The 19748-nt window shown below is 60.1% G+C and carries 14 protein-coding genes and 1 CRISPR repeat array (1 of these 15 cut by a window edge); of the genes, 13 read left to right on the top strand and 1 reads right to left on the bottom strand.

Annotation, left to right across the window (positions count from 1 at the left end; genetic code table 11):
- A CRISPR array of direct repeats spans window positions 1–1144; the repeat unit is 37 nt; unit sequence GTTGAAGGCACTGACCCGCTATGAAGGGTTTGGAAAC; it reaches 1024 nt to the left of the window's first position.
- Between the two features lie 56 nt (window positions 1145–1200).
- The 8 genes from M1P90_RS19570 to M1P90_RS19535 are packed head-to-tail and all read left to right on the top strand — an operon-like array spanning window position 1201 to window position 9921.
- Window positions 1201–1419, top strand: a complete 219-nt coding sequence (locus M1P90_RS19570) for a hypothetical protein (protein ID WP_483696978.1) — start codon at window positions 1201–1203, stop codon at window positions 1417–1419.
- Window positions 1395–2702, top strand: coding sequence for a Card1-like endonuclease domain-containing protein (locus tag M1P90_RS19565; protein WP_483696977.1), 1308 nt, complete (start codon window positions 1395–1397; stop codon window positions 2700–2702). The genes M1P90_RS19570 and M1P90_RS19565 overlap by 25 nt, the downstream gene beginning before the upstream one ends.
- Before the next feature lie 24 nt (window positions 2703–2726).
- Window positions 2727–4469, top strand: coding sequence for a hypothetical protein (locus M1P90_RS19560; protein ID WP_483696976.1), 1743 nt, complete (start codon window positions 2727–2729; stop codon window positions 4467–4469).
- Window positions 4466–5128, top strand: coding sequence for an RAMP superfamily CRISPR-associated protein (locus M1P90_RS19555; RefSeq protein WP_483696975.1), 663 nt, complete (start codon window positions 4466–4468; stop codon window positions 5126–5128). The genes M1P90_RS19560 and M1P90_RS19555 overlap by 4 nt, the downstream gene beginning before the upstream one ends.
- Entirely contained in the window at window positions 5128–6789 is a 1662-nt protein-coding gene (locus M1P90_RS19550) for a hypothetical protein (RefSeq protein WP_483696974.1), read from the top strand. Before M1P90_RS19555 ends, M1P90_RS19550 begins: the two co-directional genes overlap by 1 nt.
- Complete coding sequence (locus M1P90_RS19545) at window positions 6789–8249, top strand: RAMP superfamily CRISPR-associated protein (protein ID WP_483696973.1); 1461 nt, start codon at window positions 6789–6791, stop codon at window positions 8247–8249. The genes M1P90_RS19550 and M1P90_RS19545 overlap by 1 nt, the downstream gene beginning before the upstream one ends.
- The gene (gene csx19 / locus M1P90_RS19540; RefSeq protein ID WP_483696972.1) at window positions 8249–8833 is read left to right on the top strand and encodes a type III-D CRISPR-associated protein Csx19; all 585 of its coding nucleotides are present in this window, start codon (window positions 8249–8251) and stop codon (window positions 8831–8833) included. The genes M1P90_RS19545 and csx19 overlap by 1 nt, the downstream gene beginning before the upstream one ends.
- Window positions 8830–9921, top strand: coding sequence for a hypothetical protein (locus M1P90_RS19535; RefSeq protein ID WP_483696971.1), 1092 nt, complete (start codon window positions 8830–8832; stop codon window positions 9919–9921). The genes csx19 and M1P90_RS19535 overlap by 4 nt, the downstream gene beginning before the upstream one ends.
- Here the strand turns inward: M1P90_RS19535 and M1P90_RS19530 are convergent.
- Complete coding sequence (locus tag M1P90_RS19530; protein WP_483696970.1) at window positions 9896–11110, bottom strand: IS701 family transposase; 1215 nt, start codon at window positions 11108–11110, stop codon at window positions 9896–9898. The genes M1P90_RS19535 and M1P90_RS19530 overlap by 26 nt on opposite strands.
- A 626-nt stretch (window positions 11111–11736) precedes the next feature.
- Between M1P90_RS19530 and M1P90_RS19525 the strand changes: the two genes are divergently transcribed.
- The 5 genes from M1P90_RS19525 (at window position 11737) to M1P90_RS19505 (ending at window position 19746) form a co-directional block, all read left to right on the top strand.
- Window positions 11737–11970, top strand: coding sequence for a hypothetical protein (locus M1P90_RS19525; protein ID WP_483696969.1), 234 nt, complete (start codon window positions 11737–11739; stop codon window positions 11968–11970).
- 202 nt (window positions 11971–12172) lie between these two features.
- On the top strand, window positions 12173–14497 hold the full coding sequence (locus M1P90_RS19520; protein WP_483696968.1) for a glycosyltransferase: 2325 nt from the start codon (window positions 12173–12175) through the stop codon (window positions 14495–14497).
- Window positions 14498–14561: 64 nt separating this feature from the next.
- Window positions 14562–16265 carry an ArnT family glycosyltransferase gene (locus M1P90_RS19515; RefSeq protein ID WP_483696967.1) on the top strand — a complete coding sequence of 568 codons (1704 nt, stop codon included), beginning with the start codon at window positions 14562–14564 and terminating at the stop codon, window positions 16263–16265.
- Window positions 16262–17614 (top strand): alkaline phosphatase family protein, encoded by a 1353-nt coding sequence (locus M1P90_RS19510; protein WP_483696966.1) that lies wholly within the window; start codon window positions 16262–16264, stop codon window positions 17612–17614. Before M1P90_RS19515 ends, M1P90_RS19510 begins: the two co-directional genes overlap by 4 nt.
- Window positions 17611–19746, top strand: a complete 2136-nt coding sequence (locus M1P90_RS19505; protein ID WP_483696965.1) for a peptidoglycan-binding protein — start codon at window positions 17611–17613, stop codon at window positions 19744–19746. The genes M1P90_RS19510 and M1P90_RS19505 overlap by 4 nt, the downstream gene beginning before the upstream one ends.
- The last annotated feature ends 2 nt before the right edge of the window (window positions 19747–19748 follow it).

Below are 19748 nucleotides of genomic sequence, written 5' to 3'. Positions count from 1 at the left end.
ACAGCGACGGCTGCGTTGAAGGCACTGACCCGCTATGAAGGGTTTGGAAACGCTATGTCTCGCTCGGGGGCTATGATGCGCTGTATGTTGAAGGCACTGACCCGCTATGAAGGGTTTGGAAACATCACAATAATCTCACAATGGCGGGCGGGCCATTGTTGAAGGCACTGACCCGCTATGAAGGGTTTGGAAACATAGCACAGCTGAGCAGCTTGCTGCTCAGCTGTGCAGTTGAAGGCACTGACCCGCTATGAAGGGTTTGGAAACCTGCTGACGTTCCCACTGCGGGCGCGCTCATCAAGGGGTTGAAGGCACTGACCCGCTATGAAGGGTTTGGAAACTCTCGCGGTGCTCGGGCTCGACAAGCCAGCCGCAAGTTGAAGGCACTGACCCGCTATGAAGGGTTTGGAAACACCTGTCGAGGAGGTCGCACCCGCACCCGCGCCCGGTTGAAGGCACTGACCCGCTATGAAGGGTTTGGAAACCGCCAATATTGAGCGCCTGATCGCACAGGGCGTGATTGGTTGAAGGCACTGACCCGCTATGAAGGGTTTGGAAACCTGAATCGCACCGGCTGGCGACCTTCAATCCACATGGTTGAAGGCACTGACCCGCTATGAAGGGTTTGGAAACTTGGCCAGTGCGGCGCGGGCGGTGGTTCCGTTCATGTTGAAGGCACTGACCCGCTATGAAGGGTTTGGAAACTATGCGCCCCCTTGTTGCCCCGCAGGAAGCCCCGCAGTTGAAGGCACTGACCCGCTATGAAGGGTTTGGAAACTCTATCCCTGGACGCGCCACACGTTCGCGCTGGCGTTGAAGGCACTGACCCGCTATGAAGGGTTTGGAAACCTCGGCACCAAGTCGAGCGGCACGACCTGGGCGCTGTTGAAGGCACTGACCCGCTATGAAGGGTTTGGAAACAAGTATGCCCTGCTCGACTGGCTGCTGACGAGCAGGTTGAAGGCACTGACCCGCTATGAAGGGTTTGGAAACGCCTCATGCAGAGCGGCATGGGATCGGGCGTGCTGGGGTTGAAGGCACTGACCCGCTATGAAGGGTTTGGAAACTTTGATCGGCAAGCGTACTCGCGCCGCTGCCGTCGCCCTGGTTGAAGGCACTGACCCGCTATGAAGGGTTTGGAAACAGTGCCTCGCGCAGAAGGCATTGGAATGCGCTATAGCGACCACGAATCGAGCGGCGGTGCACAAGTGGGCAATTGCGCTGCATGCTTTGGTGGCGCAATGGCAGCGCGCCGCATTGCAGCGCGATCGAGCGGCATGGGGGATTGGTGCCGATGCTGCGGCGCTCGCGTTTTGGGGAAAGAAGGAGACACTCTATCCGTCGATAGGAAAAGAAACGTTACGAGCATGTATTGAATTGTGCAGGAGTATGAAATGCCGTTTCGACTTGATGATGTAAAAACAAAATACCTTTTTATGCTCATTGGCGGCAACACTCTGCCAAATTATGTTGCTGCATGTCTGCTCACCACTCCCGAAGCCGTTATATACCTAGTGTATTCCGAAGAAACTGCCGATCAGCGCCAGGCGCTGGAGAAAGTGCTGAAGCAAGGGCACCAATCTGTTTCGTGCTGGCCAGCGAAAGAAACTGCACCAGCTCAGTCGGAAGCTATGGCGAAAATCATGCAACAGCTTGCCCAATGCCAGATTATCAACGTACCCACCCAGGCGGCGAACCCTTCCAGTATTTTCACAGCTATAACTGGTCACCTGAAATCTATCCCTGACTCTGCCAGCGTCGGTTTGCACTATACTGGTGGCACAAAGGTTATGGCTGTACATTCCTTCCGAGCCCTTCAGGATTGGCAGCGCGAAAAACCGAAAAACCGGCGCGTCTGCTCGACATATCTCGATGCCGGCACACTGCACTTGTGGGCCGAACGATCGGACTGGCGCGGCGCTCAAGCGCAGTATGTTGGCAACAATGTCGATGTTTCGTTGTGCGATTTATTAGCCTTGCACCGGCGCGATGAGTTGAAAAAGCCTGTGCGCACGGCGGCTATCTGGCCGAGTGTAGCTCGTGGCCTTGCGATTGTTTATAGTTCAGAGTCTTTGCGCACTATTTGGTTCAGGGATGCCCAGGGAAAGATCCGCACACTCGAACAGTTTGTTTCCAGCAGCGAGTTGTTGGAACACCCGCAATTTCGGGAGCACGTTTATAAACAATGGCAAGCAGCAACTGGTGTTTCGTTTCCTGCCACTGTCGAGAGCCTGCTGCAACAGAGCCCGTTTGCGGAGTCATCTGCTCTTTTCGATTGGCTGACCGGCGGCTGGCTAGAGGATCATGTCTTCGCTGAGCTTATGCAGCTGGAAGAGAGTCATGCTTTTCGAGAATTCGCACTTAATCTCCAGCCAAAAATTGGTAACCGCGATTTTGAGTTTGATGTCGTAGCCATCCGTAACTACCAGTTCTTCGCTTTTTCCTGCACTGTCACTCAAAACCGGCGCGCATGCAAACACAAGCTGCTCGAAGCTGTGGCACGGGCGCGGCAGCTCGGCGGTTCTGAAGCACGCATTGCACTGGTATGTTGCTACGAAGATGCGCGCGATCTTCAAAACGAGGTCGATGCGCTGGTGCGCGATAACCAGGCGCGCGTATTTGCGCGCGACGATCTGCCAAACCTGCGGAAAGCTATCGAACAATGGGTTGTGAGCCTGGATCGTCTGACAAGTAAGCCATAAGCACAGAGTTGCGAGGAAATACCTATGGAAGATATGGCAGGGTGGGCGCTGAGTATCGTCGACACCACCGGAATCCAGGAATATATCTTTGGCAGCAACAAGCTCAAAGAGAATATCGGCGCGTCGCACTTGCTTGTGCAGGTGAGCGAAGGCTGGCTGCACGCAGCACTGGAACAAGCTGGCCCAGGTGCGCATAACTTCAGCCCCGACGGAACCATTGCCCGAAATCCGCTTACCAGGGGCGGCGCTCAACAGGTCGAAGTCATCTACAGCGGCGGCGGCAATGTTGTGTTCCTCTCGCAAAATGAAGATACTGCGAAAAATGTCGTTCGCGCACTCAGCCGGATATTGCTTCAGCAAGCGCCAGGGCTTGAGATTAGTGCTGCGCATCTCGTCCTCGAATCCCAACAAGCAATCGGCGGCAAAAACGGTGCCTACAACATCTTGCTTCAAAAACTCAGCACTACGAAGCAGCAACGCCGTCGCTCGGTGCCTCAGCTTGGTTTAAGCGTTACATTGGCGTGCCGCGCTACCGGGCTCCCAGCAGTGGCGCTCGATTCAGAAGAGAATCGCTTCGTCAGCGCTGAAATTGATGCCAAGCTCAAAGCCGTCAATGCTGCCAATACCCGGCTTACGGACTTTAGCGCTATCTTTCAAACATACGCCCTTGGTCTCGATTTCGACGACTTCGGGCGCAGCCGCGACGATAGCAGCTATATCGCGGTTATCCACGCCGATGGCAACGGTATGGGCAAGCGCTTCGAAGAAGTGGTCGAGTATTTCGGTGATGTTTCGCAGAATCGTGAATGTCTGGATACGATATACGCACTTTCGCAAGCTGTCGAGGCGAGCGGCCGCCAGGCATTGCACGATGCCCTGAACCAGCTTGATCAGTCGTTCAAAACGCATGGTCAAACTGAACTTGACGAGCGCATGCGCGAGTTCACAACAGACTTGAAACTCAAAAAAGGCTCCGATCAAGCCATTTTCCCAGTACGCCCACTGGTGTTCGGCGGCGACGATCTCACACTGGTGTGCGATGGGCGCCTGGGTCTTCCGCTTGCGGCAGTGTATCTGCGCGCCTTCCATACGCACACAACCGAGCATTTTACGAAGCTGCCCATTCAGGATGAAACGCTCAAAGAAAAGCTCAAGAAACCAGCGTATGCATGCGCTGGCGTCGCAATTGTGAAGGCTCATTACCCATTCGCGCGCGCCTATGCGCTGAGCAGCGCGCTCTGCGACCACGCCAAAAGCGTCGTGCGAGCCGAACATTCCGAAGGTGCGTCGGCGATGGATTGGCACTTTGCAGCGACTGGTATCAATGCCAGCCTCGGCGAAATGCGCCAGCGGCAATACGGGGTTCCATCGCCACAAAATGGCAACTTGACGATGCGGCCGATCACAGTCGATGGCCCTGGAATTGGCCAGCGATGGCGCGAATGGAACAGCCTGCGCGCCCTGATCGAAACGCTTGTAAATGAGGATGCGTGGCGCGAACGGCATAACAAGGTGGTGGCGCTGCGTGAGGCGTTGCGTGGGGGCGAACAAGAAGTTGAGCACTTCCTGCGTAACTACCAGTTCCGCGACTTTTTGCCGAAGCTCGCGGGTGACGACACAAATCTCCGCAGAACAGGCTGGGCTGACAGTGGTGAGAAAAAACCTGCCAAACATGCGAAGATGCGTTCGGGCTATTTCGATGCAATCGAGGCGCTCGAATTCTACCTGCCGGTCGAGCCAGTGAAGCAGGAGGAAATTGCATCGTGAAACACTATTATCTGACAGTGCGTTTGTGCAGCGATGCAACCTTCGGGCGAGGTGAAGGTGTGGCCGGGCTTGTCGATGTTGAAATTGAGCACGACGAATATGGCTTCCCTTTTCTTGGCGCGCGCGCCTTAAAAGGCTTGCTTCAGGAAGAATGGCAAAACCTGCGCTACGCGCTTGGCGAAAGCAAAAGTACACAATGGAACAAAGCTGCAAACGAACTCTTTGGTGCTTCCGGCGCATTGCTGGAAGGTGCGGCCATTCTGCGCATTGCTAAAGCAACGCTTCCGCCTGAGTTGATCGGCGCAGTGCGGGCGCAAGAACTTGGCCGCGATCAGGTTCTGGCATCGCTCACAACTATTCGCCGCCAGACAGCAATTGACGCAGAAACCGGCGCACCAGAGCGCGGTTCGTTGCGCGCCTTTCGCGTGCTGCTGCGCGAAACGCCCATGATCGCATCGCTCGATTTTGCGGAAGAGCCAAACGAGATGACATTAGCCTTGCTTGCAGCATGTGCGCTCGGCGTGCGGCGCGGCGGTAGTGTGCGCAATCGCGGGCGCGGTCGCCTTTCGCTCCTGATCCACGATCACGAGCCCGACGACTATAACCATGCAGATTTCACCAAAGCGCAGTTTCAGCGATTTGCTCAGGAGGTGCGCTAATGCGTGCTGTTACCTATACGCTCACGTTGCACGAGCCATTGCTGGCAACATCATTGCAAGGCGACCCGAATAGCAGCGTCTCGCTGCCCTATGTTCCTGGCAGCCTGGTGCGTGGCGCGTTGATTCAGCACTACATTCATAAGCACCAGTTGCAAGGCAAGCTGCTGGAACCAACGAATGAGAAGACTCACCGGCTGTTTATCAATGGCAGTACCCGTTTTTTGCATGCATACCCGCTGGCAAAAGAAGGTATGCAGAGAACATTGCCAACGCCTCAGTCCGTGCTGCGCCGAAAGCGCGACGAGCTGGATGCAACGGACCCAACATCAAGCATTGACTATCTTGATGCCAGCCATCCCGATTACAGCATTGCAGTGCGCACGCGCTTTGAGCAAGACGACACGCTCAAACCGCTTGGGCAACCATTCTGCGCAATGGCTGGCGAAAACATCTATACCTACCGTCCCGACCGAACGATTGCGGTTCATATTCAGCGCAACCCGGTGAAAGGGCGCTCATTGCGCACGGGTGGTGGTACAGCTGCGCAGCAAGCGCCGGATGGAGCGGTGTTTCGCTATGATGCACTCGCACCTGAGCAGCAGTTTGCTGGCGTTGTGCTAGCTGATGATGACGAAGATGCAGCAGAAATAGAAAGCCTACTGAAAGAACTGGATACTTGCTGGCTTGGGCGATCGCGCAGTGCGCACTATGGCAAGACGACAATCAGCAAGATCGCAATTCACAATAGCTTTCGCGAATGCAATGCCCAGGACGCAAATACACCGGCACTCGACGGCGGGGATGAGCGAATCCATAGCATCACATTCTTAAGCGACGCGCTCTTGCATGACGCTGATGGTCAACCAATAGCAGATCTCGACGATGCCACGCTTGCTGCCTACCTCAATGTGCCTGAAGATGCGGTGAAGATCAACTCGCTGCATAGTTTCAGCGAAGCCAGCGAAAGCGGTGGCTTTAATCGCTATTGGCGACTGCCATTGGAGCAGGAATATGCCCTGGCAGCGGGAAGCGTGATTAGTTTTACGCTTACCCAGCCACTGAGCGCCGACCAAACTACCGCGCTCGAACAGCGTGGGATTGGCACGCGCCGCGCCGAAGGCTTTGGACGCATTGCATTTAACTGGCGGTGGTCACGCGAAGGGCAAATGTATAGTGGCACGATCGCTCGCTATGCGCATGCGGCCAGCCAGGAAGTAAAAACTTCTCATTCCGTGATGCTTGCACAGCGAATGGCGCGCCAGCTGTATACGCGCAGTGTTGAGCAGAGTATTGTTGAGTTCGTCAAAAATAACCCGATCGACAAACCACCCGAGAACAGCCAACTTGGCCGTTTGCGCACGCTGGTGCGGCAGGCGCTGCCAAAGGCCGACGCAGAATATGTGCGCGCGCACTTTGCCGCCTTTAAACCAACTGCCAGGCGGCAGTACGAACGGGCACACATAGGCCACGACACATTCGAAGAATGGATCGGTATGCTCCTCAAAGACCCTGAAAAGGTATGGAATCAACTCTACGACTTCCGCCCGCCGCCAATTGCTGGTCAGGAGGCACAACGGAACGCGCCGCGTGTTGCCCTGCAGCTGATTGCTGCAGTGCTCGCAGCGCCGGCACGCGATGAACGGCAGCAGGAGGCGCGATAATGACCGATATACCAAAGCCAAAAAGCCGCCAGATCCTCAAACGCATCGTTGTTGAAGGCGATCTGCGGCTGCTGACGCCGACCGCGCTTGGTAATGGCGACGCGGAAAGCCTGACCGATATGCCCTTGCTGCTTGATACGGCTGGCGATGAGCCGCTGCCGCTGCTTACCGGCGCATCGATTGCCGGCGCGCTGCGCAACTACGTGCGCAGCCGAGAAAAAGGTTTTGGTGCTGCGGAAGGAAAGCAGGAGCGCGATAGCCTAGCAGTTTTGTTGTTTGGCGCAGTGAAGGGCGATACAGGCAATGGCGACGACAACGACCCCGGCGGTGAGCAAAGCCGCCTGATAGTGGATGATGCGCGGGCGCGCATGCCAACCCAGGCCGAGGTACGCGATGGTGTACGTATCGACGGTCGCACCCGCACCGCCGAAGACAAGTTCAAATATGATCTTGAGCTCCTCCCGGCGGGCGTGATATTTCCACTGCGCTTTGAATTGCTTGTGCTCGAAGATGCCGACGAAATACTGCTCAAGAGCACACTGGCGCTGGCGCTCCATGGCCTTGAAGCGAGCGAGATCGATCTGGGTGGGCGCAAAACACGCGGCTTTGGCCACTGTATTGTTGAGCAGTGGCGCGCAACGACCTATGACTTGTGCGAGCCAACCCAGTTGCTGGCCTGGCTAAGTGCCGATCATGCCGATTGGGGATATGCGTTGGCAGATGCTGCCATTCGTACTGGCACAGCGGAAGAAGTGCTGGATGTTGAGGCGCCACAAGGTGACCTGCGTCGCAGCTTCACTATTAAAGCAACTTTCGCGCTTGCCAGCCCAATGCTTATTCGTTCGGAAGACGCGCTGGAAAACGGCGCGCAGCCCGATCAGGTGCATCTTCACAATAGCCACAATGAGCCAATTGTGCCGGGAACAAGCCTGGCCGGTGTGCTGCGCGGGCGCGCAAATCGCATCATCAACACCATTAGCGCTTCGCTCGATCTCAACGATCTGTTTGGCCGCGATATGCATCGCGCCAAGGGTGATCCAAGCGCCAGCCGCCTGATTGCCCGCGAGTCGGCTATTACCGGGGGACGCACACTGGTGCAGAACCGTGTAGCGATTGATCGCTTTACCGGGGGCGCGCTTGACACCGCACTGTTCGACGAAGCCCCACAGGTTGGTGGCGATATCGAACTCGTAATCGTCATCCGTGACCCAAAGCCAGCAGAAAAAGGCTTGCTGCTGCAATTACTCAAGGATCTGTGGACGGGCGACTTGCCAATTGGCGGCACCAGCAGCATTGGGCGCGGACGTTTGCGCGGCCTGCACGCCACTATAAAGGATGAAGGTGAAGGCCAACCCTGGGAAATGCGTGAGGTGGATGGGCGTATCGAACTGGATGACAAGGCACGAACAGCATTCAGCAGCTATGTTGGCGCGCTGAATGGGTCGAAAGGAGCCTCGTAGTGACGCAGCAACAAACCGCACGACGCACGATTGTTTCAGGGCAAAGCATAACAACGCCGGTGGTTGTAACGACACAAACACCGCTGCACAACTGGCTTGCGCAACAGGCAATCAGCAGTGGTCTGCGCACGTTGCTGCTTCACTCCGAAACTGGCGTAATCTGGGGGGAACTGCGTACTACCACGCTTGCCCTCTCAGTGGGCAATACCCTCGATTGGGCCATGCTCCAGCAAGCACGATTATTTAGCGACAATGCTGAACTCTTTGTGTGGCAAGGGCCGCAGGAATGGAAAGCGCGGCTGATCGAGGATGGCAAGGGTAGCGCCATGGAATGGATCGATGAGTGCCAGATGCTGTGGGGCAATCGCGAAGACAAATCAGCTACAGCCAACCCGGGCTTCATGCCGATTGTTGAAGGGTCGCAGGGCATTATCCATGCCCCGCCGATTGGCGACAAAGTGCCAACAGAGCAGGAGCGTGTTCGGCTGAAAGTACGCCACTATGTTGATGAGGATGCAGCGGGAGTGGTGCGGGTGACGCATAGCCGGGTGGTGATGTTGTTGAGGCCGGGAGAATCGTCATGACACTGCCACAACAAATGCAAAGTATTCTAGAAAGCCGCGCCGCGATTGCACCGTATAACTTTGTCCCGCTTCCTGAAAAAGTAGTGCCAGCTGAACCTGATAGTATCGATATGCCTCACGACCGATACTATTCGAGCGAAGGAGCGAAACCGCGCTACACAGGCCGTATTGCCTGCACGTTAACGACTGCATCGCCACTCTATGTGCGGTGTGGGTATACACCTGAAGAGTACGCAACCTTCGGTACCAAACCCTTTCATGAGTTGACGGAGGAACAAAAGCGCCGACGTGCGGAATTTTTTCATTACGGTAATTCTGATTCCCCAACTATTCCTGGCAGCAGCCTTCGCGGAATGCTGCGCGCTCTGGTTGAAATTACAAGCTACAGCAAGATGGATAAGGTGACGGATCAGCAACTGTTCTACCGCGATGTCAGAAACGCCCACTACCGAGAGGCCTTTGCGCGTCGTGGCACCGATATCGGCAGACTGCCAGTATACGAGTCGCTCGTACGCACGGGTTTTCTCAGAAAACAGGCCGGTGGCTACGTTATCGAGGAGTGTGATGTCGCCCGCATTTTTAATAAGCCAGATCATCCAGTTATCACCTCTATCCCCATGCGGAGTGGTGTGCCGTATAAATCAGGTAACAACGCAAACTTTCATCCAAACTGGCACTTTCAGCATCAAACCATCTATGTACAAGCGGATATGACACCTAATCCGTACCAGTTTGGTGATAAATATCTTCTGTTTCGTGCTGTGCATCAGGCAGACTGGGTTATGCAGCCTAGCTTTTCAAAAGGCACCTTAGTTATCACGGGCCATATGCAAAACAAACATATGGAGTTTGTCTTTCTCGACTCTATCGTCGCAACCCATTCGCTGAGCACTGATCTTATACGGCGGTTTGAAGACGATGACCAAGTAACAGCCTGGCAGGAACAATCGTTTCCAGGCAATCAACCTCATCCAGATGCTCGCAAACGGGACGGTTTGTTGCAGGATGGCGAGCCCGTCTTTTTTATCATGGATCTAAGGTTTTGCAGAAATAGGCGAAAGCTCAGGGTAAAGCCAAACGGAGCTTGATATCGGACAGAGTCATGCCTTGGTGCGATTGTTCGATGGCCCAAGCAAGCGTTTTGCCCAAGGTCTCGCGAGCGATGGTGCGACAGGACTCGCCAATGGTCATCAGGCGTGTGTGAGCCCATTCGAAGGCACGATCATGCTTCAATTGGCGCATCAGAGCCGTGTACGCCAGGACGACGAGGTGCATGTGCCTGGTCTGGCCCATCCCGTCCCTGAGCTGACACTCGCCCATGCCCAAATGCTGCTTCCCGTCCCGATGAAAGGTCTCCGTCCCTGTCCAGCGCTTTTTGTAGACCTTCAAAATGCGATGAGCTTCCCACTGGGTTCGGTTGCTGATCAGGATCTTGCGTGGCGTCGCAGCTTCTGCTTCTGACCACAACACCAGAATACGCACTGGGTGGTTGACATTGGGCAGACGAACGGACTTGGTGAAGTACCATTGCGTGTGACCGCCGACCGTAAACTTGGTGCGAACAAGCGGCGTGAGCGTTTTGACCCACTCAGTCACGCTGGTCTGCTTCCCGCTGACTACAATCACTCGGTTGGCTTTCAAATCACCGATGTAGCTGCGACCTTTGGCGTGGAGGGTGTTCATAATTGGCGCGTTGGTGAAGTAACTGTCGAAGGTGAAGTCGCCCGGTATGTCCTCAGCGACAACCCAATCGATCAGTTCCTTAGCGAGGTCGGTGTGATTCTTGAACGGGCGCTCGTCGTCGCACTGCTCGCGCTTGCGGAAGCGCCGGAAATCGAGCGGATAATGCTTCCCACTCGGGTTGACGTAGTTGGCAAACAGGTAATCGTGGGCGATCAGGTGGCGTTTGTCGGCATGGTCCCAGAAATAGCCGACATCCTCTATCAGTTTGCCGTCATGATCTATCAAAGTGTTATCGATCGCGATAACGCCGTCGTGACGATAGCGCGTTGCAGCGTCCTGTTGAAGCCATTCGAGCCGGTGCGCGTTGATGCGCTGGACATCCCAGGGCGCTTCAGTCAACCATCGATTGAGAGTGGATTGGTCGGGTGGGGCGGCAAACTCTCGCGTGATACCGCTCACGGTCTTGTGCTCCGCTACAAACAGCCCGGTCAGGTATTCGGCAAAGTGGCGGCGTGAAGGCTCATTTGGAAACAGGTCGGCGAACTGGACCAGCAGTTCCTCGACCACCTGTGGTATCGCGACAATTGCTGGCACCTGTGCCTCCCAACTGGTAGACCAACGCTCGCCTGATCATATGCTCAGAAGCTTGTTGCCGCAAATCTGCAAAAGTCCAGTTAAGTACACACTGACGTAGTCAGGCAAAGAACAAGTCGCCGTTGACTGACAAAAGTGTCAGTCTTTTTTTACGGTACTTGTTTGTTGCATTTTCTTGCAATCAAGCCTCAACTCACCAGAATAATGGCTCTTGTGAGCCAAACATTCTAGCTTCATCTTCCTTATCTTCGCATGTGCATTGTGCAACCGGCTGGTAGGCTCAACTGCCTTATCGGCGTGTGTGCATCATCGGAAGCAGCCCAGAGCGACCGATTGATGTGCTGGTTTGTAGCCTCGTTGTGGTGGCGGACGTTGGCGGGCGGTGGGAGGTTCGTGCACGTTGAACGTTCCAGCTTCGTTGCAACCTGTGCAAAAAAAGGCGAGAAGCGTGTGGGACCGCTTCTCGCCACTGACCTGCATGGGCTTTGCATTCGAAAGCTGCGAGCATCCAAACCAAAGTGCATGCGTACGGCCATCTCCATTATATACGAACTAGCCTCGATTTGTCGAAATCAATAATAAAGATCTGTTCGCAATATGTATTTTTTTTGAAGATATACTTTAGCGTGTATATTAATACAATAGAGTATATTCACCTCAGTATACATAATTTTGATATTGTTTACTGGGCGAAAATATCGCATGACCTGCTGGTTGCCCGCGTGGTTTTGGCTGGCGGTATGGCAAACGCTGACGCTTGCGTGGTTGATCGCCGCGTATATGGCAGCAAAGTGACGCATAGTTCGCAGCGCGATGCGCTTGCCTTGAAAGCGCATCGCGTGCCGTTTATACGCATTTAGCTCATATTGATGTAAGGAGGAGCTGCATGGCATAAGCACAAGCCGCCAGGGCGATCTTGCGGGCCAAATGGCGTGGGAACCATTTGAGCACCGCACCGGCCCTGGCGCACGGTCGGCGCTGCATGCCTGATGCGTGCTGCCCGCCCATCAGAAAGAAGAAAGCTGCGAGCATCCAAACCAAGTATTGCGTACGGAGGTATTCATGACCACAACTGTGGCCCCCATGCCGCTGCGTGCCGATTTCGACGCACAGCGCCACTACGAAGCTGCGCCAGCCGCACAAGCCGCGACATTCCTGTCGATCATCATCCCCACGCGCAACGAGGCTGGCAACATCGCGCCCCTGGTTGCGCAACTGTCTGCCGCTGTTGCCGCCACCCCAGCCGAGCTGGTGTTCGTCGACGATAGCGACGACGAAACCGAGGCGGCCATTGAGGCCGCGCGCGCGACCACATCGCTCGACATTGTGCTTTTGCATCGGCCGCAGGGCCTGCGCGACGGCGGTTTGGGCAGCGCGGTGCTGGCCGGGCTGCGCGCTGCGCGTGGCACGCATGTGTGTGTGATGGACGCCGATTTGCAGCACCCGCCCACGCTGGTGCCGCAGATGCTGGCGCGCCTGCAGGGCAGCGGCGCCGACCTGGTGGTGGCCAGCCGCTACTGGGAAGAAGGCGCGGCGGCCGGCCTGAACCGCCCGCGCACCCTGGTGTCGCGGATGTCGTCCAGCGCGGCACGGCTGCTGTTTCCCGGCCAGCTGCGCAGCGTCACCGACCCGATGAGCGGCTTTTTTATGGCGCGCAAATCGGCGCTCAACCTCGACGACCTGCGCCCGAACGGCTTCAAGATTCTGCTGGAAATTCTGGTGCGCCACCCACACCTGCATGTAGCCGAGCTGGGCTTCGCATTTGGGCAGCGCCACGCGGGCGACAGCAAGGCGTCGCTGCGCGAGGGCATGCGCTACCTGAGCCACCTGGCGCAGCTGCGCTTTGGCAAGGGTTTTGTGCAGTTCGTGATGTTCCTGCTGGTTGGCCTTTCTGGCCTAGTGGTGAATACGCTGGCGCTGGCCTTCGCCACCGAATTGCTGGGCCTGCACTATCTCGTGTCGGCAGTATTTGCCACCGAGGTTTCGACGCTGTGGAATTTCGAGCTGACCGAGCACTGGGTGTTTTCGCAAAAAGAACGGCGCGAGGGCGCGCGCTGGCGCATGCTGCTGTTCTTCGCGATGAATAACGCGGCGCTGCTGCTGCGCGGCCCGATCATCTACCTGCTGACCGACCAGCTTGGCATGTATTACCTGGTTTCGAACCTGTTCTCGCTGGTGGCGCTCACTGTGCTGCGCTACGCCGTGGCCGACCGCGTGATCTGGGGCCGCGCCAAATCGCGCAGCTATGTGCCGGCCACTCACAGCTACGACATCCACGGCATCATCACCGTGGCGTCGGATGTGGGCCTGCCCGAGCTGGAGCAGTTTCGCGTCGCAACGCTCGAAGCCCCGCCGACCATGCGCGTGCGCATCGGCGCGGTGAAGCCACACGCGCCCGCAGCTCCCAGCAGCGATGGCGCGCGGCGGATCGTGTATGACGAGGGGATGGGCGCGCTCGGCTTCGGCATTGACGTAACGCTGGGCGAAACGATTGACGTGCTGGCCGCGCCGCTGCTGCGCTGGTCGCCGCATGTGCTCTACACCAACGTCGTCGAGCCGATCCTGCGCTGGACGTTTGTGGAAAAGGGCTACGCGCTGGTTCATGGCGCGTGCATCAGCTTTGGCGAACGGGCCTACATGGTGACGGCGCGCACCGACACGGGCAAAACCACCACCATCCTGCGCCTGCTCGACCGGCAGCGCCGCACCAGCGACAGCGGCGCGTTTCTTTCCGACGACCTGACGCTGGTGACGCCCGACGGCGGCGTGCTGACCTACCCCAAGCCCATGACGATCAGCCACCACACCGTGGCCGCGATCAACACGCCGCAGCTGGCCTGGCAGGAACGACTGACCCTGCCGCTGCAAAGCCGCCTGCACTCGCGCGAAGGCCGCCAGTTCGCCTTCTGGCTAACGAACACGCGCCTGCCCGTCGCCACGATCAACACCATTGTTCAGCTGCTGGTGCCGCCGCCGAAGTACCACGTGCAGCAGCTGGTGCCGCACGCGCGCGTGCAGCAGCGCGCCACGCTGGCCGGCCTGATCATCATTCAGCGCGGCGGCGTGGGCGACGAGCAGCTGGCCGAGCAGGAAGGGCTCGACATTCTGCTGGCGAACTGCGAAGACGCCTATGGCTTCCCGCCCTACGACGTGATCAAAACCACCCTGCACAACGCGCACGACACCGACCTGCGCGCGATCGAGCGCGACATCATCGGGCGGGCGCTGCATGGCCTGCCAGCCACCCTGCTGCGCAGCACGACGATGGACTGGTCGCAGCGCATCCCGCTGCTGGTGGATGCTCCCGGCGCGCGCGAGCCACGCGAACCACGCGAGCGGGCGGTGGGCGAAATGCCGGGCCTGCCGGCGGGGGCGAGCATCGCCTGATTGACGCCGGGCGCGCTGGCATTTTATGGTGCCAGCGCGCCCGGCCGCAAAGGAACGCGTAGGTATGGCGCGAGATTATTCTTCCAAACGCGCAAGCTGGGTGCCAATTGCATCCCCGCGCCTGGTGGCCGTGCCGGCACGCGAGCGCTGGCAGGGGCTGGCGTTCGAGTGGCGGGTGGCGCTCAGCCGCATGCTGCTGCTGGCGGCAGTGCTGCTGGGCGCGGCGCTGCGCCTGTGGGCGCTGAACCGGCTGGGCTACAACAGCGATGAAGCTGTGTACGCCGGCCAGGGCGCGTCGATTGCCGCCGACGCCACGCTGAAAGACATCTTCCCGATCTTTCGCGCACACCCACTCTTGTTCCAGTTCCTGCTGGCAATCACCTTTCGCTTTTTCGGTGTGAGCGACCTGCTTGGCCGCCTCTTGTCGGTTGTGTTTGGCCTGGTGACGATTGTGATCGTCTTTCAGCTCGGCAAGCAGCTGTATGGCCGCAGGGTCGGGCTGCTGGCGGCCTTTCTGCTGGCGGCCATGCCCTACCACGTGATTGTGACGCGCCAGGTGCTGCTCGACGGGCCAATGGTGCTGTTCGCGACGCTGAGCCTGTACCTGCTGGCGCGCTTCGGCACAACCCAGCATCCTTTCTGGCTGTACGCAGTTGGCGCAGGCATGGGCCTGACCTTCCTGACCAAAGAAACCGGGCTGGTGCTGATGGGCGCGATCTACGCCTTTCTGTCGCTCAGCCCGCGCATTCGCGTGCGCATCCGCGATCTGGTCATCTCCATGGGCTGCCTGGCCGCGGTCATGGCCCCGCACTTCATGGCGCTTTCGCTGGTAGGGCGCACCAAAACCGCGCAGCAGTTCCTGCTCTGGCAACTGTTTCGCCGCCCGAATCACGAGGCCAGCTTCTACCCCACCTCGGTGCCGCCCGCGATTGGCCCGCTGGTGATTGTGGCCGCGCTGGCGGGCCTGTGGCTGCTGCGCCGCCAGGCAAGCTGGCGCGAAACGCTGCTGCTGGCCTGGGTGCTGGTGCCAACGGTGTTCTTCCAGCTCTGGCCGGTGAAAGGTTTTCAGTACCTGCTGCCGACCGCGCCGGCCATGGCGGTGCTGGCGGCGCGCGCGCTGATGCGCCCCATCCCGGCAGCTGCCCCGGGCGCGCCCGTGCGCTGGCGCAAACTGGGCTTCTTGCAGCGCGTGTGGGAATGGTTCGCTCGCCCGCTGCGCCGCGCCGCTGCCGCGTTTGGGCGGCAGATTCGCCCGGCGTGGCGGCCTGCGCTGCGCCCGCTGGCAACGGCTGTGGTGCTTGGCTCGCTGGTGTGGGCAAGCTGGGCGCAGATCAATTTTGTGATCTCGGATGAGTTTTTTGCCGGAACGGGCGGCATCCCGGGCGGGCGCGAGGCCGGCGAGTGGGTGCGCGAGCATGTGCCGCCCGGCGCGCGGCTGGTGGCGATCGGCCCGTCGATGGCGAATATCATTCAGTTCTACGGGCACCGCCGCAGCTATGGCATCTCGGTGAGCAGCAACCCGCTGCACCGCAACCCCGTCTACGAGCCGGTGGTGAACCCCGACCGGCGCATCCGCGATGGCGACCTGCACTATTTTGTGTACGACGTGTTTTCCGAGGCGCGCACCAAGCACTTTACCGAGTCGCTGATGCGCTATGTGCGCCGCTACAACGGGCGCGTGGTGCACAGCGAGTCGGTGCCGGTGACGCTGCCCGACGGCAGCACGGCGCTGAAGCCGATCATCATTATCTACGAGGTGCGGCCATGATCCGTGCCTCTCGCTGCGCGATGTTGCTTGGCGCGCTTGTGCTGCTGGCCCTGCCGGCCATGCCCGCGCAAGCCGCTGCGCCCGCGCCCACCACGCCGATCAAGCACTTCTTTGTGCTGATGCAGGAAGGGCACAGCTTCGACAACTATTTTGGCACCTACCCCGGCGCGGATGGCCTGCCCGCCGACACCTGCCTGCCCGCCGACCTGAGCCGGGCGCAGCGCACCTCGTGCATTCGCCCCTACCCGATTGGCGAGCGCTCGGTGGAGAAGCTGAGCCATACCGCCCAGACCTTCGCGCTCCAGCGCCACGGCGGGCAGATGAACGGCTTTGTGGACGCGCTGCGCCGCCGCAACCAGGATGGCGCGGTGGCGATGGGCTACTACACCGACGCCGATCTGCCGTTCTACTGGAACCTGGCCGATGAGTATGTGCTGTTTGATCGCTATTTCAGCAGCGCGGCGGCCGGGAATGTGTGGAACCGCATGTTCTGGCTGAGCGGTGCGCCCGGCGCGGCGCAGTATCGCATCCCGCCCGGCGGCTACACCAGCGTGCCAACGATCTTCGACGCACTGGAGGGGCGCGGGCTGAGCTGGAAGGTCTACATCCAGAACTACGACCCGGCCAAGACCTTGCATGTTGTGGAGAAGGGCGGCAAGATGCCGGCCCAGGTGCTGCGCATGCCGCTGCTTGCTATGCCGCGCTTTGTCGACGACCCGGCGCTGTTTGCGCATATTGCCAGCACCGACCAGTATTTTGAAGATGTTCGCACCGGCAACCTGCCCTCGGTCGCCTACATTGTGCCAACCAGCGCGACTGAGTACCCGCCCGGCCACCCGCAAAACGGCCAGCGCTTCGCGCGCGGCCTGCTCAACACCCTGATGCAAAGCCCGGCCTGGAATGATTCGGCCTTTCTGCTGACCTACGACGACTGGGGCGGCTGGTACGACCATGTCGCGCCACCCACAAGCGCCGATGGCTATGGCTATGGCTTTCGCGTGCCGGCGCTGCTGGTGAGCCCGTATGCGCGGCGCGGCCAGGTCGACCACACGCAGCTCGATCACGCCACGATTCTGAAGTTTATTGCCGAGAACTACGGCCTCGCGCCCCTGACGCCGCGCGTTGCGGCGGCTGGCTCGCTGCTGGGCGCGTTCGATTTTGCGCAGCCGCCGCGCCCGGCGCGGCTGGTGCCGCTGACGCGCGCAAGCACCACGGTGGCCGAGCCGCGCCGCGAAATTATTTACCGCTTTTATGGCGCAGCGATGATCCTGGCCGGCCTGATCTTCGCCGCCGCCGCGCTGATTGCCGGGCGCGCGCCACGCCGCCTGCCCGCCGGGGTGCGGCCATGAAGCGGCGGCTCGTGCAACTGCTGGTAGGCGCGCTGCTTGCCGCCCTGCTGCCGGGCATTGCCGGCGCGCAAGGGCGTGGGCCGGCGCTGCGCTTGCAGGTTATTGCCCCCACTGGCGACGAGCGCGCGCGTGTTGCGGCGCAGCTTGCGGATGCGCAGGGCGGGGCGATTGCCAACGCCACCGTTCGCTTTTATGTGGGCGATGCCTACGACGGGCAGGCGCGCACCAATGCGTCTGGCCAGGCGAGCTGGCGGCTGCGCCATCGTTTGGGGGCCGGGCGCTACCGTGTCACAGCCATGTTTGAAGAAGGCGACCTGCGCGCCGAAGCCACGCAGCCGCTGGCGATTGACGCCGCGCGTATCGCGCTGAGCGTGACGCCAGACGTCCCGCGCGTGGGCGAGCCGCTGGTGGTGCGCGCGCGTGTGACTGGCGCGGATGGCGCGCCAGTGCCGCAGGCGCGGGTGCTGCTGGCCGTGGGTGGGGCGCGCCGCGCCGAGCTGCGCACCGACGCGAATGGCATCGCCCAGCGCACGCTCAAGGGCGAAATACCAGCCGGCGCGCTGCTGCTGGCGGCTGAGTTCCCCGGTGCGCCCGGCCTGCTGCCCGCGCGCGCCGAGCTGCCGCTGACGGTTGGCCCGGCGCTGCTGGCGGTGCGCACCGTGCCCGCGCTGGCGGGCGTGCGCTTCGCGCTCGACGACCGCGTGTTTGTGTCGGGCGAGGATGGCGTGGCACGCGTGCAGGTGCTGCGCCCCGGCGCGTACCGGCTGGCGGTGCTGCCCTGGGATCGCGACGACACCGGCATGCGCGCCCAGTTCGACCGCTGGGAAGACCCGGTATTCGAGCCGGTGCGCACAATCACGCTGCCCATGCGCCAGCCGCTGGCAGCCGGCTTCGATGTGAGCTACCTGGTGGCGCACGATTTTGTCGACCCGCTTGGCCGCAGCGTCGACCCGGCCCGCATCACGCGCTTCCATTTCACGAGCAGCTACGGCACCAACTACGAAACCACCGATTTCGCACCACGCTGGCTGCGCGGCATTCATGTCGTGCGTGGGCAGGGCGGGCTGGCCGCCAGCAGCGTGGCCTATGCGGTGGAAAGTGTGATGATCGACGGGGCGAATGTGGTGAATGAAGCCCAGCAGCGCTTTACAACCGGGCCGGGCGAGCACTGGCGCATTCACTTGCAGCTTTACTCGGCGCGTTTTGTGGCGCGCGACGCCTTGTTCGGCATTTCTTCCGGCACATCGCTGAGCCTGACCTTTCCCGACGGCCAGACCGAGACGCGCGTGCTTGGCCCCGATGCCATCGCAACCTTTGATGGGCTGGCGCGCGGGCAGTACAGCGTGAAGCTCGACGCGCCGGGCATGGCCGGAATCACGCCGGCCGCGATCTCGCACGACCAGGAAGTGCGCCTGCTGGTGCTGAGCTACCTCGACATGGCCGTGATCGGCGGCTTTCTGGCGCTGCTGGCGCTGAGCCTGCTCTTGGTTGGCCGGCCCTGGCTGCCGGGCCTGCTGCGCGACCCGCTCGGGCTGGCGCGGCAGGGGCTTGCTGCCGTGCGGCTTGCGCCTGCCCGCCTGCGAAAAACGGCTGCCTTCTGGCTTGCGCGTTTGCGCAGGCAATCGCCCGCTGTGGTGCGCGCGCGGCTGGCCCGCACCGACCCGGTTGTGCTGGCCGCCGTTGCGCTGGTGTCGCTGGGCGGCCTGGGCAGCGCGCTTGGCCCCGGCGTGGCCGTGCGCCCGCAGCTTGCGCCCGTGCCCACCGCCACCAGCCAGCCGCTCGGGGTCGCCGCGCCACCCGACCTGCCGACGCCCACGCCTGTGCCCGAACCGGCGCGCGCCACTGTGCAGCCTGCCGCTCCGCTGCCGCCGCCCGCGCTCGAAACGCCAGTTGCGCGGGCCAGCGATGGCGCGGCGGTGGTGCACCTTCAGCAGCGCCTGCGCGAGCTGGGCTATTTCACCTACCCGGAGAATACTGGCTTTTATGGCGCCCTGACCGCGCAGGCGGTTGGGCAGTTTCAGCGGGCGCGCGGCCTGGCCGTCACTGGCGAAGCCGACGCGGCCACGCTGGCGGCGCTCAACACCTGCGACAGCGCCTGCCGCGCCGCCGCGACCGAGACAAGCGATAGGTGACC

It is taken from the genome of Kouleothrix sp. 19917, from assembly GCF_057073505.1.
This window is presented reverse-complemented; position numbering and strand designations above follow the sequence as displayed.

Bases quoted from the DNA above. Each gene is read 5' to 3' on its own strand.
- M1P90_RS19565 (WP_483696977.1), top strand. From the start codon at position 1,395: ATGCCGTTTCGACTTGATGATGTAAAAACAAAATACCTTTTTATGCTC.
- M1P90_RS19560 (WP_483696976.1), top strand. From the start codon at position 2,727: ATGGAAGATATGGCAGGGTGGGCGCTGAGTATCGTCGACACCACCGGA.
- M1P90_RS19550 (WP_483696974.1), top strand. From the start codon at position 5,128: ATGCGTGCTGTTACCTATACGCTCACGTTGCACGAGCCATTGCTGGCA.
- M1P90_RS19545 (WP_483696973.1), top strand. From the start codon at position 6,789: ATGACCGATATACCAAAGCCAAAAAGCCGCCAGATCCTCAAACGCATC.
- M1P90_RS19535 (WP_483696971.1), top strand. From the start codon at position 8,830: ATGACACTGCCACAACAAATGCAAAGTATTCTAGAAAGCCGCGCCGCG.
- M1P90_RS19520 (WP_483696968.1), top strand. From the start codon at position 12,173: ATGACCACAACTGTGGCCCCCATGCCGCTGCGTGCCGATTTCGACGCA.
- M1P90_RS19515 (WP_483696967.1), top strand. From the start codon at position 14,562: ATGGCGCGAGATTATTCTTCCAAACGCGCAAGCTGGGTGCCAATTGCA.
- M1P90_RS19510 (WP_483696966.1), top strand. From the start codon at position 16,262: ATGATCCGTGCCTCTCGCTGCGCGATGTTGCTTGGCGCGCTTGTGCTG.
- M1P90_RS19505 (WP_483696965.1), top strand. From the start codon at position 17,611: ATGAAGCGGCGGCTCGTGCAACTGCTGGTAGGCGCGCTGCTTGCCGCC.